General features: G+C 47.5%; 13 protein-coding genes. All 13 read left to right on the top strand.

Annotation, left to right across the window (positions count from 1 at the left end; genetic code table 11):
• The first annotated feature begins 213 nt into the window (after window positions 1–213).
• On the top strand, window positions 214–2,307 hold the full coding sequence (locus tag EP073_RS13295) for a hybrid sensor histidine kinase/response regulator (protein ID WP_128467826.1): 2,094 nt from the start codon (window positions 214–216) through the stop codon (window positions 2,305–2,307).
• A gap of 212 nt (window positions 2,308–2,519) precedes the next feature.
• Entirely contained in the window at window positions 2,520–3,272 is a 753-nt protein-coding gene (locus EP073_RS13290; protein ID WP_164885383.1) for an OmpA family protein, read from the top strand.
• Window positions 3,259–4,233, top strand: coding sequence for a hypothetical protein (locus EP073_RS13285; protein WP_128467647.1), 975 nt, complete (start codon window positions 3,259–3,261; stop codon window positions 4,231–4,233). The genes EP073_RS13290 and EP073_RS13285 overlap by 14 nt, the downstream gene beginning before the upstream one ends.
• 198 nt (window positions 4,234–4,431) lie before the next feature.
• Window positions 4,432–6,006: a SpoIIE family protein phosphatase gene (locus tag EP073_RS13280; RefSeq protein ID WP_128467646.1), complete on the top strand. Its 1,575-nt coding sequence runs from the start codon at window positions 4,432–4,434 to the stop codon at window positions 6,004–6,006.
• 9 nt (window positions 6,007–6,015) lie between these two features.
• Window positions 6,016–6,336 (top strand): STAS domain-containing protein, encoded by a 321-nt coding sequence (locus EP073_RS13275; RefSeq protein ID WP_128467645.1) that lies wholly within the window; start codon window positions 6,016–6,018, stop codon window positions 6,334–6,336.
• 3 nt (window positions 6,337–6,339) lie between these two features.
• A complete protein-coding gene (locus tag EP073_RS13270) occupies window positions 6,340–7,758 on the top strand; it encodes a HEAT repeat domain-containing protein (protein ID WP_128467644.1) in 1,419 nt (472 codons plus the stop codon).
• Window positions 7,755–8,585, top strand: a complete 831-nt coding sequence (locus EP073_RS13265) for a CheR family methyltransferase (RefSeq protein WP_128467643.1) — start codon at window positions 7,755–7,757, stop codon at window positions 8,583–8,585. Before EP073_RS13270 ends, EP073_RS13265 begins: the two co-directional genes overlap by 4 nt.
• A 12-nt stretch (window positions 8,586–8,597) precedes the next feature.
• Window positions 8,598–9,233, top strand: a complete 636-nt coding sequence (locus tag EP073_RS13260; RefSeq protein ID WP_128467642.1) for a hypothetical protein — start codon at window positions 8,598–8,600, stop codon at window positions 9,231–9,233.
• A gap of 133 nt (window positions 9,234–9,366) precedes the next feature.
• The gene (locus EP073_RS13255; protein ID WP_128467641.1) at window positions 9,367–9,648 is read left to right on the top strand and encodes a hypothetical protein; all 282 of its coding nucleotides are present in this window, start codon (window positions 9,367–9,369) and stop codon (window positions 9,646–9,648) included.
• A gap of 3 nt (window positions 9,649–9,651) precedes the next feature.
• Window positions 9,652–10,437: a PilZ domain-containing protein gene (locus EP073_RS13250; RefSeq protein ID WP_128467640.1), complete on the top strand. Its 786-nt coding sequence runs from the start codon at window positions 9,652–9,654 to the stop codon at window positions 10,435–10,437.
• Entirely contained in the window at window positions 10,434–10,850 is a 417-nt protein-coding gene (locus EP073_RS13245) for a DUF6115 domain-containing protein (protein ID WP_128467639.1), read from the top strand. The genes EP073_RS13250 and EP073_RS13245 overlap by 4 nt, the downstream gene beginning before the upstream one ends.
• Window positions 10,847–11,989 carry a hypothetical protein gene (locus EP073_RS13240; RefSeq protein WP_128467638.1) on the top strand — a complete coding sequence of 381 codons (1,143 nt, stop codon included), beginning with the start codon at window positions 10,847–10,849 and terminating at the stop codon, window positions 11,987–11,989. The genes EP073_RS13245 and EP073_RS13240 overlap by 4 nt, the downstream gene beginning before the upstream one ends.
• Window positions 11,990–11,997: 8 nt before the next feature.
• Window positions 11,998–13,221, top strand: a complete 1,224-nt coding sequence (locus tag EP073_RS13235; RefSeq protein ID WP_164885382.1) for a mechanosensitive ion channel family protein — start codon at window positions 11,998–12,000, stop codon at window positions 13,219–13,221.
• Window positions 13,222–13,236: the final 15 nt, after the last annotated feature.

Genomic DNA, 13,236 nt, shown 5'->3' with positions numbered 1-13,236 from the left:
ACGCAGTTTTTTTAGAACTATCATCAGACGGAGTTCGGTATATAAATATTCGGCTGTTTTGCGAGACAGGCTAAATGTGCTTGCGTAACTTTCGACTGTAAATTGTCTTGAAGTAATTTTCCCGGCAGTTATCTTACTTTCAGACACAAAATGCCTCCCCTTTCGGCGGCGGTTATAACGGGTAAACATTAAGGAGGTTCCTATATGGACGGCATCGGCGACATGCAGGATCTTGTACAGGATTTTATTCTTGAAACAGATGAAATTATAGAAAGTCTCGACCATGACCTTGTTGAGCTTGAGAACAGCAAAAATGATCTCGACCTCCTTAACAAGATTTTCCGCGCTGCCCACACCATGAAGGGAGCCTCGTCCTTCCTCGGGTTTGACAAAATGGCGAATCTTACCCACCACGCTGAAGAGATTCTCAACAAACTCCGTAAAAACGAAATGCGGGTCAACGCTGTTATCATGGATATTCTCCTTGAATTTGTGGATGTGACCAAGCATATTCTCGCCGATATAAAAGCGGGAAAAAACACTGCAAAAATAGATGAGACAGTTAAAAAACTCAAACTTGCCAATGAGGGCAACTTTGACGAAATAGACGGTACCGCCGAAGGGAAGACATCCGCTCCCGCCCCTTCCGGCAAACGTGCCGACAATGACGTAAATCAGGTCAAAAAAGCCGCTATGTCCATAGAGCAGACTATCCGTGTGGATGTCTCAAGACTTGACTCACTCATGAACCTTGTGGGTGAGCTTGTTCTCAGCAGAAACAGAATAGGTCAGATCTCCGGCGAGCTTGAAAAGAAATTTGAAGGCGAATTCCTTATTGAACAGCTCATGGAAACCACCTCCCAGATAGGACTCATCACAACCGAGCTTCAGCTTGCGGTGATGAAGACAAGAATGGTACCCATCGGCAAAGTCTTCAACAAGTTTCCCCGCATGGTGCGTGACCTCTCCAGAGAGAAAAACAAGGAGATTGAGCTTGTCATCACCGGTGAGGAAACAGAGCTTGACAAGTCCGTCGTGGAAGAGATAGGCGATCCGCTTATCCACATGATCAGAAACGCCGTTGACCACGGTGTTGAGGGTCCTGACGAGAGAAGAAAGGCGGGTAAGCCGATTAAGGGCACAGTCCACCTCTCCGCTTACCATGAGGGCAACCACATAGTGGTTGAAATCAGGGACGACGGTAAAGGTATGGATCCTGCCAAGCTCAAGAAGAAAGCCGTGGAAAAGGGAGTAATTACCGCTGAGGAAGCGAAAAACCTTGATAACGAGGGCGCTTTCAACCTTATTTTCAAACCCGGCTTCTCCACTGCGGAAAAAATCACCAGCATTTCCGGACGCGGCGTGGGGATGGACGTTGTCAAAACAAACATTGAAAAACTTAACGGTATCATAAATATAGAATCAGAACTCGGACACGGGACACGCTTCCGCCTTAAACTTCCTCTTACGCTTGCCATTATTCAGGCTTTGCTTGTGGATGTTTCAGGAGAGACATTCGCTATTCCCCTTGTTTCGGTTGTTGAGACTGTGCGCATTAACCTCAAGGAAGTTCACAACTTTGAGGGCAGAGAGGTTCTTAAACTCAGGGATTCAGTTCTCAGCCTTCTCCGCCTTGACGAAATATATGAGCTTGAAGGCTCATACAAGGACGACATATACGTTGTCGTTGTCGGTCTCGCGGAGAAGAAGCTCGGCTTCATAGTCGACAAGCTTGTCGGGCAGGAAGAGATAGTTATCAAGTCCTTGGGTGAATATCTCGGCGGCAATGCAGGCATAGCCGGAGCCACAATCATGGGCGACGGACGTGTCAGGCTTATCATTGACGTGGCGGGTGTTATTGATATAGCAGGTAAAATGCCCAGACGCTCACGGAAAAAGAAAAAAACCGGAGCGGTTAAGAAAAACACGAACAGCGTGAATGTTCTCGTTGTGGATGATTCCGCCACTGACAGGAAGATAATGAACCGCCTCCTCACTTCCACCGGATGGATAAATGTCGATGAGGTCTCAGCAGGAAGGGATGCCCTCAAATACCTTGAAAGCAACGACCCCGACATCATCGTTACTGACATAATGATGCCGGATCTGGACGGATATGACCTGTCCAGAGCGATAAGGGAAAGAGGCTATGAGAAACCTATTATTGCGGTTTCGGGCAGATCCGAAGTTACGGACAGGAAGAAAGTGAGCGCCGCAGGCATAAACGCTTTCCTTCTTAAGCCATTGAACCTGCAAACAATGCTTGATAAGATAGATGAGCTCCTTGCCCAGAAAGCTGCTCATTAGTATTACGGCGCTTCTCCTGTTCGCGGGGGAAGCGCACTCCGCTGTATATATCTACGAGGTTACAACCGTGAGCCGCCGCTTTCAGACCGCCTCCATGCTCGGTCCGAAAGCTTTTCTGTTTCATAACGGCGGAAGCGATATAATCAAGAATCTAAAAGTTGTTCAGAAATATCCCGGAAATGATTTCAATAAAGCGCTGGAGGAAAACAGACTTGGGAATGCAAACTACCGTCCGCTTCTTTATGAAAATCCTCCTGCCGATTCTAATTATATCCGTTTTATCTGGTGGCGCTGAGAAAGCCGCCGCCGACGGGCGCAAGCTTTTCCTCATTCACATAACCCGGGAAGGGAGTTCGGCTGTTACCACAATGCACGTCCGTGCGGAGGATATAGAAGAGGCTCGCAGCCAGATCGTTCTCAACGGCTGGAAGCTGATCAGGATAGAGGAAAAAGAGCTCCCCGAGCCCTCCGCAGATCATAAATTCCGCTACACGGGAGACAACAGTAAATTCCCGGCAGGAACCGTGCGTGATAAAACATTAACAGCACAAACCCTGCCGGTACAGCAGGCTGATTCTCTCGGTTCTTCTCTGCCCGCAGGTTCGCCTGCGCTTCTCATTGATGATAACTACACTTATATAGGCACATTGTATTTCAGCATAGGCGAGTTTCAGGCGGAGGTTCCGGCTGAGCTCGGCGCAAAAATTTCATCTCTCAGCAATTCCGGTGAATACCTTATTCTGGGGCACACAGACACCCTGCGGGTCATGGATAACAACCGTTTTGACAGCAACTTCGACCTTGCCCGCAAAAGGGCGGAATACCTTAAATCTGTTCTGGTCTCAGACGGAATCTCTTCCGTTAACATAGCCGCTAACGGGATGGGCACGCTCATGCCCGCTGCGGAAAATATGAGAGACGGTCAGCCCATGAACAGGAGAGCGGATCTTTATGAGCGAAGATGACAACATAAAGTACGAGGATTTTTATAACATCAGTCTCAAAAATTTTTATGAGATGGTAACGGAAATCCTCCACGACTTTCATTTTGCGGTGCACAGGTCGGTTTTCGACGGTCAGGGCAAGCGGCGCATAGAAATATGGCGTTCATCAAAAGACGAAAACGACAATGCCCTTGTCTGGCTTGAGGTTATTGACGGGGAAAAAGATATAGACCCATATATCAGCACGGATGTTCTGCGCACTATGAACGAAGAAAACGTGATTAAGCTGTTCTTCTTCACCAACGGTTCTCTGGAAAAGAAGGAGAAGGAAGTTCTGGACGGCAGGGAACATTATATTTTCACTCCGACAGATATAATGGAAACCATAAACGCCCTTGATAAAAAGAAGAAATACAAACACCAGAAAAAAAGAAAGCCTAAAGGGGTTCCCAGCGGGTATACCGTTCTGAAAAATTATCTTAAAAACAGGCAGACAGAACGCGGGCTGGTAACTGTTCCCACAAGCAAAGTGACAATGATTGCCGAAAAATATACCAAAATGGCAAGGAGTATTCTTGATGAAGTCGACCGCATGGAAGACATCAACAACATCACTCCGGATATAAGAGACAAGTTCAAGAAGATTCAGCATGATATTCTGCCTGAGGTTCTGAAGGTTTCCGTTTTCAACTTCACAGATAAATTTACCGATGTTAAGACCAGACTTTTTTCCCTTTTGCAGTATCTGCTGATTTATATCGGCGCTGTGATCGAATACGAATCCGAAGACGAAATGAAGCGCAGCCGTGAGCAGGTGGAACTTGAACTTCAGTATCTTGAGGGTCTGGAAACCTCAGTGGACGAGTACAAGGTAACTCTGATGGAGAGGGCTCAGAAAATCGCGTGGAAGCTTCTTTATATGTCCATAGCGGTAATAGTCTTTTTCGGCTCCTTCTTCCTTCTTATGATGAACGAGAAGTAAAAATTTATCTTAGATGTTTATAATGATAGTGAATTTTGTTATAAGAATATTGAACTGCGGCTTGCGGTCTGAAAGGAAAAGCCTGAAAATTCCTGATAAGAGTGGTATTCTTTGTTAACTTTGACTGCTCATTATACTATAATCAGGCTAACTGACTGCGGCGGCTTTGCGGAAAATAAAAAAACACGGCTGGAATAGATGGAGTTTAATCAGGAAATTCTCAACTACATGAACGAAATAGTCATGGTAGTTAATGACAGGTATGAAATCATGTTCTGCAGCACCCCCATGAAGAATTTAACGGGGAAGCCTGCTGACAGGCTGATAGGCAAGAAATGCCACCTTGTCATATTCAACAGGCTGGAGCCCTGCCCCAACTGTCAGCTTGAGATTCTGAAAAACGGCAAAATGGCTGTGGACATAGAGCATGACACCATAACGCACAGGGGCTTCCGCAAGCTGCTTTCCTCCAAATTCCAGAAGCTCTCGGACGGTATGTACGCCGAGATCATGGATGACATCACAAGCACAAAAAAGCTTATAGACAAGCTTACACACCATACAAAGGAGCTTAAGGCGTCCAACGTGATCCTGAATCTTCGCCGCAAGGAGACGGAGAAGGAACACAAATTCATAATGAACACTGTCAACTCCCTTAATGAAGGCGTTATGGTGGTAAACCCCGATCTCTCAGTTAACATTGCCAACCAGAATCTGATCGAAATGTCCAGACAGAGGGACACGGACAGCAGACCCGAAAAATGCTACGAGATGTACGGCTACACAGAGCAGTGCAGGGACTGCCCCATGCTGGACAAAAAAATCACCCGCTCATTCAGGGAAGCCTTCGGAAAAAAGCTCACTGTGAACTTCAACCGTTTTGATCAGTACATTGTAGAGAGCATAAGAGACACAACAAAAGAGCTTAAGCTCATTGATGAGATAAAGAGCCAGCAGGCAATCCTTGAGGAGAAGCAGAGGCAGATGTCGCTTCTGAACAAGGATCTTCTTCGTATGAACGAAAGGCTCAAGGAAGCACAGAGAATAATCGATGAGGAACTCAGGCAGGTGGGCGAGATACAGGCGAGCCTTCTTCCCGAGGTTCTGCCAGCCATAAAAGGTTATGATTTCGGTGCTTTTTACACCCCTGCCGAGCATGCCGGCGGCGATTATTACGACTGTATAGAGATGAGCAACGGTTACTGGGGTCTGGGTGTTGCGGATGTTTCCGGGCACGGAATCCCCGCATCTGTTATAATGGCTATAACAAGAGCTATAATGAGGTCGTACACCTACGACATAGTGGCTTCTTCCGAAGCGCTTGCGATGGTGAACGAAATCCTCTGCGACAATATACACACAAATGACTTCGTTACTATGTTTTATGTGGTGCTGGACTCAAAGTCCGGCAAATGCAATTTCGCCAGTGCGGGACACAACCCCATGCTGTTTTATGACAAATCTGAGATGCTTGTCCGCAAAGTTACGGCGCAGGGGCTTTTCCTAGGCGCTTTTGACAGTGTGGAGTACGATCAGGGCGGATTTGAGATAGACTCAGGCGATATTGTGTTCATGTACACAGACGGACTGAACGAAGCCATGAATGCGCAAAGGGAACAGTACGGCTATGACAGGCTGATTTCAAAAATAATGATGTTCAGCGAACTGCCCGTGAGCGAGATGATTATAAACATTATGGATGATGTTAAACTCTTCGCCGACGGAATGCCGTTCGAGGACGATATAACCATACTGGCATTCAAAAAGATTTAGGAGGCAGCAATGTTCGACGTTCAGGGTAAAAACGGCAAGCAGGTAGTCTACATCAAAGGCGAAGTAAACGCTCAGACAGGCGGGGAACTGAAGAAGAAAGTACTTGATATGTTCGCATCACACAATGCAGCGGTGCTCTCATTCAAGGGCGTTGTGTATATGAACAGCTCCGGACTGAGGGAGATAATCGACCTGCTTAAAAACGCCAATAAAATGAAAAAGGAACTAGGACTCTGCGAAATGTCCTCCGACATAAGGGAAATGTTCGCTTTCACCGGTCTTGATAAAGTCTTTAAAATTTACGAAACAGAGGCGCAGGCGCTGGGGTAGGAAATGAGCGTTGAACTCACCAGAAATAAAGACACTCTCCGTGTTGTCATCGGCGCAGAAAGCCACGTGGAAGGACTTAATGAGGGTCTGGCGGCTGTAAGGAATGAAGCTGGAATCTATAAAGTGATTCTTGATCTGAAAAACTGCTTTTTTTTACAGAGCAAGTCTCTGGCGACCATACTCGCATTTAAGAAAGAGGTTCAGAAAAATAAAGCGGAACTTCTCCTTGTCAATGTGAGCGAAGAGGTTCACCAGCTTTTTGAAATGACAAATCTTCTGCCGCTGTTCAATATCTCTCAGGATTACACCTCGTTTTCTGCTGATGAGCTTCTGGCGAAGTTTTTGGATCCCGAAGAGGCGGACAGGGTGTCCGACTACATAGCGGAAAACTATACTGATGAAATAAAGGCAAGGCTTTACGATGTGCTTGAAGGCAGCGACCCGCTGCTCAAGGAATATGCTGTGCTTACAATCGGCAAGGCGCATGACTATGACGCGGCGGCAAAGATCAAGGAATGCCTCGACAGCGATTCCGGATCGGTAGTCCGCGCGGCAATCCTTGTTATAGGCTGGTTCGGAGAACTCTCGGTTAAGGAAAGGCTGTACGAGTTCCTGAAAAGCACCGTCAGCGATGTGGCGGAAGCGGCAGCAGGTTCCATCGCCCTGCTTGCGGACGATACGGACGCAGAGAAGATAGGCATGCTTCTTAAGTCCGACAGTCCGCGTCTGCGTATTGTCGCGTCTCAGGCTCTTTCTCTTATAAACGATTCTCAGAGCTATACGATCCTTCTGGAGCACCTTAAAGCGGAGAAGAATGAGGATGTACGCGCGTTTACGGTAAAAAGCCTCGCCGGCTTCAACAAGCCCGGGGTTGCGGATATTCTTCTCGCCGGTTTTGATGATGAGTCTCTGAAGGTCAGGGAAGCTTCCGCCGGCGGTCTTGTGCGCATCAAGGCGAAGGATAAAATTGAAGAGATTCTGAAAAGGATTACAGATAAGGATAGTTGGGTGGGTTATTTCGCCGTGAAGGCGCTGGGCGAAATGCACAGTGAAATCAGCGCGGAAAAACTTATAGAGGCTTATGCTGAAGTTGAGGAGAATGTCCGCCTTGCCATAATTGAGGCTCTGGGCAAAATAAAGTATGACTCCTCAGTTTTTCTTCAGGGGCTCATTAAGGATGATAATGAGGATGTCCGTAAGGAGGTTCTCGGTTCACTGATGAAAATCAAACCCGATGCGGCTGCGCAAACCGCCGCCAAGCTTGTTGTTTCTGATGAAAGCTGGCTTGTGCGCTTTAAGGCGGTTGAGATTCTGGACACGATCAGACCCACAGGCTATAAAGATGTTCTTCGCAGCAGGCTGACAGCGGAAGAGAATAAATATGTCCGTGAAAAGATTCAGAATATACTGGAAGTGCTATGATTCAAATCGGAACGATCAAAATAAAAGATGACGAGTTTGTTGAGCTGAAGGACATCATCTACAACAGTTCCGCAATATCTTTTTCGGACAGCAAAAAGTATCTTCTGGAGAACAGGCTCACGAAAAGGCTTCAGGAACTGAATTTCAACAGCTTCAAAGACTACATCTATTACCTTAAGTATAACGTTAAGAAGAAGGAGGAGATGGAAATCCTCCTTAATCTGGTGACAATAAACGAAACCTATTTCCTCCGTGAAAGGGCTCAGATGGATTACATGATAAAAACCGTAATCCCGGAGCTTCAGGCGAAAGGCAAAAGAAGTATCAGGATATGGTCTTCCGCCAGTTCTTCCGGTGAGGAAGCTTATTCGATGGCAATCCTGCTTAATGAGGCGGGACTGCTGAATAGGATGAGTATTGAGATATACGCCTCGGACATAAATACCGAAGTGCTGGAAACGGCAAAGCAGGGCATATACCGCAGTGTGTCTTTCAGAGGCGTGCCGCCGCAGATAGTGGATAAATATTTCACCAAGGACGGTTTCTCCTTTAAGCTTGATCCGCTTATAGCTTCTCAGGTTAAGTTTTTTCAGGGGAATCTGCTGAGTCCGCTGGTCGCCTCCAAGTTCGGCAAGGCGGATATTATTTTCTGTCGGAACGTGCTGATATATTTTGATATGGAGGCTAAGATCAAGGTGATCGAAACTTTCCATAAAACGTTGAACGACCCGGGCTATCTGTTCCTCGGACACTCTGAAACCCTGAACAAGATAAGCGATAAATTCCAAATGAAGAACTTCGGCGGCGGCATAGTCTACCTGAAATAGGCAAGTTCTAAGATGGGGCGTGCCCAAGCGTGTACAGCAAACCGACAGGATGTGCGGTTTGCTGTTGTTGTTATACAGTTCCATGGAAGGAACTGCGCCGTGCGCAGCGAAGCCGAACGAGGTTCGGCGCGAGCGTGTACTGCAAACCGACAGGATATGCTGTTTGCTGTTGTTGTTATACAGTTCCATGGAAGGAACTGCGCCGTGCGCAGCGAAGCCGAACGAGGTTCGGCGCGAGCGTGTACAGCAAACCGACAGGATATGCTGTTTGCTGTTGTTGTTATACAGTTCCATGGAAGGAACTGCGCCGTGCGCAGCGAAGCCGAACGAGGTTCGGCGCGAGCGTGTACAGCAAACCGACAGGATGTGCTGCTTGCTGTTGTTGTTATACAGTTCCATGGAAGGAACTGCGCCGTGCGCAGCGAAGCCGAACGAGGTTCGGCGCGAGCGTGTACTGCAAACCGACAGGATATGCTGTTTGCTGTTGTTGTTATACAGTTCCATGGAAGGAACTGCGCCGTGCGCAGCGAAGCCGAACGAGGTTCGGCGCGAGCGTGTACAGCAAACCGACAGGATGTGCGGTTTGCTGTTGTTGTTATGACAACACAAATAAGTATTCCGCTGGCACTTCGCCGCTTATCAGCCTAACTTATATAATATGAGTTTGTGCCGATAAGCAGATTAAGGCACACTTCAGCGGATATTATATTTGTCCGCCTGTGGCTTGTACGGAAATCCCTCACAGTGTGATGCTTTTCGTCATTAAGTCGGAGGTAATTGTATGGCTCCCGGTCCGATAGATGTTCAGGTCATAATGAATAAAACCCCCATCACCGAAAAGGTGCAGGAGGTTATGGAAAGAAATGCCGAACAGCGGCATGCTCATCTCGCTGCGGAAATGACAAAGCAGAATGAACAGAATGCCCGTTCGGTCACAAATGTGCCCCGCTCCGAAAACCCCAATATTGACGAAAGAAACCGTAAAAAGCGTGAAAAAGATAAAAAGCGGCGTAAAACTCCTCCTGAAAGTAATTCGGGGCACTTAATAGACATAGAGGCATAATACGTGATAGTCCGCGCAAGACTCAGCATTATATATCCTGATGATATAAGAACAGTTTACGGTCAGATCGCGTCCAAGGCTCCCCTTGTTTTGCAGCTTGCCTCATATTCTCCCGCACTGGTGGCGGACTGCCTTGAGATGACGCTTCAGTGGCATGAGGCCGGTTCGTCAAAATGTGTTCAGGTTGAGTTTCTGAAAGCCGAGGGCGCCCAGCTTTTCCTCAAAGTCGTGAAAGACCTGCGCGGAAGAGCCGAGTGCGCCCACAGGGTTGAGTATAAGGGCTTTTTCGATATAAAAAGGATAACCGCAGACGAGTACGCTTCCTGCGCCCGCAACGCGGAGAGGAATAATGCGGCAAATAAAAACAGCATAGTAAACAAAATCCAGTCGGTCATTCCGAACGAAACGGTAAGTAATCAGCACCTTTTCCGGCTGCTCATGGAAATGGACTCCAAGCTGGAGCGGCTTGTTTATCTTGCTGAGACTGACGGCATAGAGAAAGATTTTCAGACGGTAAAAGCCCTGTACATCAGCAGTGAGGGCTGTGGATTTTTCACCGACGAAAGTTTGAAGATAGGCGAACTGTTTTTTCTGGAAGCCAGATCCTTTGATACGGGCGGAAGACTCCGCTTTTCCGCTGTGGGCAAGGTCGCAGGCGGACGCAAAACCAAGCTGGGGATCCTTGCGGATCTGGAGTTCAGTGATATGGAAGAGGCTGTGAAGGAAAACATTATAAGATACGTTTTCGAGAAGGACAGGGAGCTGCTGAAAGAGGCGAGGGATAAATGACAAACTCAACCCTGATGATCATAACATACATTGTTCTGCTTGTCTTGGTACTGGTCATCGCCGCCCTTGCCGCCAAGGTGCGCAAGCTGGAAAAAAGGCTTATAGAGGTTACCCCCTCTGATCTGTATCCGTTCATTGAGGAGCTCAGGGAGCTTGTAATAGAAAGCGAGCATATAGCATCAAGACTGGAAAACTCCATAAAAGAAAGGGAAAGCGTGCTGGAAGACCTCACAGTGCTTGCAGATTCTAAGCTTGCCGACTACGGCAGGGCGACGGAAAAGGCAAAACAGGAGAAAACCCTTAAGGAAAAAATAAGGGAGCTCGCCGAAGACGGAATGCCTGATTCTGACATAGCAAGAAAGCTGGGCATCTCCACAACGGAGGTTAAGATAGTGCGCAGCATGGGCGCATGAAGATAGGTTCCGGACAGCTCGGCTTCACTGACCAGAGCGGAAAACTCCTTGAACTGATGGAGGGCGAAAAACTAGGCGGTTCCGTTGTGCGCAGAATGAACAACGGTATGTATCTCATAAATCTCAAAGGGCGTCAGGTAACAGCAACGCTGGATACGGAGCTGGGAGACAGCACACGCTTCCGTGCTCAGGTTGTCCGCAGCGGGTCACAGGTTGAGCTTAAAATAATCAGAAATTTTGAGGACGGCTTCAACTCGGCGCTTGTCAAGCCTGCTCCGGCGCAGTCCGGTGTGCAGACTGAGGATGGTGCCGACGCGGTGATCTTCCGCCTGCTGAAGGGCACAATCTCCGGCGCGAAGGAAGGGGATACGCTGAATCTCAATATTGTCCGCACAATGGCGGACGGTCTGAAGCTTCTGGACGCGGGCGGCTATCTCTTCAAAGCGGACATAGGGCAGACTGTTCTCAACACTCTTAAGGCGCAGATAATCAAGACAGATCCTTTTCTGGAGCTAATGGTGATGAAGACTCCCATAGAAAACCTTGATCCTCTTGCGGTTAAGACTGAAGTGGGGAAGTTCGACTTTGCGGCACTGCTGAAAAACACTGGCAAATTCTCAAGCCTGAGCCTGCTTGACCTCACTCCGGATGATATAAAGGCGGCGATCAGGAATAGCGGCATATTCTTTGAGAATAAGCTGGCGAACGGGGAGCAGGTGTCGGGGGATGAGAAGTTCCGTGCGTATACGGAGGGAGATGTACCCGCAAGAGAGACAGTGACAAGGCTCCAGCTCGTCAACGTTCTCATGGCGGACGGACTCGTCAGTTATCTGAAAACCAAGGACGAAGATGTGAGCGATGCCCTTGTCAGGTATAAAAAAGATGACAAGGGGGACGGAATAATGTATATCTCCCTTGAATTCAGCAAAATAGGGAAAACATTCATAATCGCGAGACAAATAAGGGATGTTTTTGATATACTGGTGAAAAGCGAAGCCGATATTTCCGAGCTGCTTAAAAGTATAGATGTTGAGAACGCGCTGATCCGCTGGAAAAAATATGAACCAAAGGATGAGGCGGTTTTTGAAGTTAAAAAAGACACAGCACAGCATTTAGGAGGTTTTGACGCCACTGCATGAAAGAAAAAATGATTGAAACGCTTTCTTATATGAATATTCCGCTGGAAGGTCTGATTAAGGCGGGTGTGATTCTGCTCTTTGTTTTCCTTGCTTACGCTGTACCGAGATTTTTCATACTGAGGCTTATTTATGCCGCTGTCAAGCGCAGCTCAGTGGGCTGGGATGATGTTCTCCTTAAACATAAAGTGTTTAATATAATTTTCACACTGCCTCCCGTGTTTGTGGTCCATTACGGCATGCAGTTTTTTCCGGCTGTGGAGGTTCCTCTCCTCCGTCTGCTGAATGTTTATATAACAGTGATGGTCGTGGTATTCGGCAGAAGGCTTCTGCGCTCCGCCGCAGAGGTTTATGAGCAGTTCCCCGTCGCCGTTACCAGACCCATAAAAGGCTATGTGCAGCTTGTTGAGATATTTTTGTTTATCATGGGAGCGATTCTCGTAGTCTGCTTCTTCCTCGGCAAGTCTCCTTGGGCAATACTGAGCGGTATAGGCGCCATGACCGCCATACTCATGCTGGTGTTCAAGGACACGATCATGAACTTTGTTGCGAGTCTGCTGATTATCTTCAATGATCTTGTCCACGTCGGCGACTGGATAGAAGTGCCCGGAACAGGAGCGGACGGCACCGTCACGGAGATGGCTCTGCATACGGTCAAGGTACAGAATTTCGACAATACCATAGTCACCATACCCACTCACAAGCTGATTGACGGCTCCTTCAGAAACTGGAGAGGGATGCAGCAGTCCGGCGGAAGAAGGATAAGGCGTTCTATCCTGATAGATCAAAAAAGCATCCGTTTTTTAACAGATGAGGATATTAAAAGACTCGGCGAGGTCGAAGTTCTCAATGAATACCTCAGCCGTAAGCTGAAGGAAATTGACAAAGCGAATGAGGGCATTGTAGGGAAAAGCATTGTGAACGGCAGGCACCTCACAAATATAGGCACATTAAGAGCTTACATGCTTGAATATCTCAGACAAAAAAAAGAGATAGACAAGAGCATGACCTTTCTGGTAAGACAATTGGCGCCGACTCCCGAAGGGCTGCCCCTTGAGGTTTATGTATTTTCCAATGATATAAACTGGGTTAACTACGAGGGGATCCAGTCGGACATTTTCGATCATCTGCTTGCTGCTGTTCATGAATTTGATTTACGGATATTTCAGAATCCCGGCAGCTACGACATCTCTGATTTAGCAGATAAACTAAGTATTAAACAGGTTAACGGCTGATTAAGGCGAGCAGTA

Source organism: Geovibrio thiophilus (assembly GCF_004087915.1).
In the GTDB taxonomy this organism is placed as follows: Bacteria; Chrysiogenota; Deferribacteres; order Deferribacterales; family Geovibrionaceae; genus Geovibrio; species Geovibrio thiophilus.
The sequence above is the reverse complement of the archived record's forward strand: the minus strand, read 5'-3'. Positions and strand labels throughout refer to the sequence as shown.

What these genes read in the sequence shown, in the direction of transcription:
- EP073_RS13285 (WP_128467647.1), top strand. Translation starts at nt 3,259, where the DNA reads ATGAGCGAAGATGACAACATAAAGTACGAGGATTTTTATAACATCAGT.
- EP073_RS13280 (WP_128467646.1), top strand. Translation starts at nt 4,432, where the DNA reads ATGGAGTTTAATCAGGAAATTCTCAACTACATGAACGAAATAGTCATG.
- EP073_RS13275 (WP_128467645.1), top strand. Translation starts at nt 6,016, where the DNA reads ATGTTCGACGTTCAGGGTAAAAACGGCAAGCAGGTAGTCTACATCAAA.
- EP073_RS13270 (WP_128467644.1), top strand. Translation starts at nt 6,340, where the DNA reads ATGAGCGTTGAACTCACCAGAAATAAAGACACTCTCCGTGTTGTCATC.
- EP073_RS13265 (WP_128467643.1), top strand. Translation starts at nt 7,755, where the DNA reads ATGATTCAAATCGGAACGATCAAAATAAAAGATGACGAGTTTGTTGAG.
- EP073_RS13260 (WP_128467642.1), top strand. Translation starts at nt 8,598, where the DNA reads ATGGGGCGTGCCCAAGCGTGTACAGCAAACCGACAGGATGTGCGGTTT.
- EP073_RS13255 (WP_128467641.1), top strand. Translation starts at nt 9,367, where the DNA reads ATGGCTCCCGGTCCGATAGATGTTCAGGTCATAATGAATAAAACCCCC.
- EP073_RS13245 (WP_128467639.1), top strand. Translation starts at nt 10,434, where the DNA reads ATGACAAACTCAACCCTGATGATCATAACATACATTGTTCTGCTTGTC.
- EP073_RS13240 (WP_128467638.1), top strand. Translation starts at nt 10,847, where the DNA reads ATGAAGATAGGTTCCGGACAGCTCGGCTTCACTGACCAGAGCGGAAAA.
- EP073_RS13235 (WP_164885382.1), top strand. Translation starts at nt 11,998, where the DNA reads ATGATTGAAACGCTTTCTTATATGAATATTCCGCTGGAAGGTCTGATT.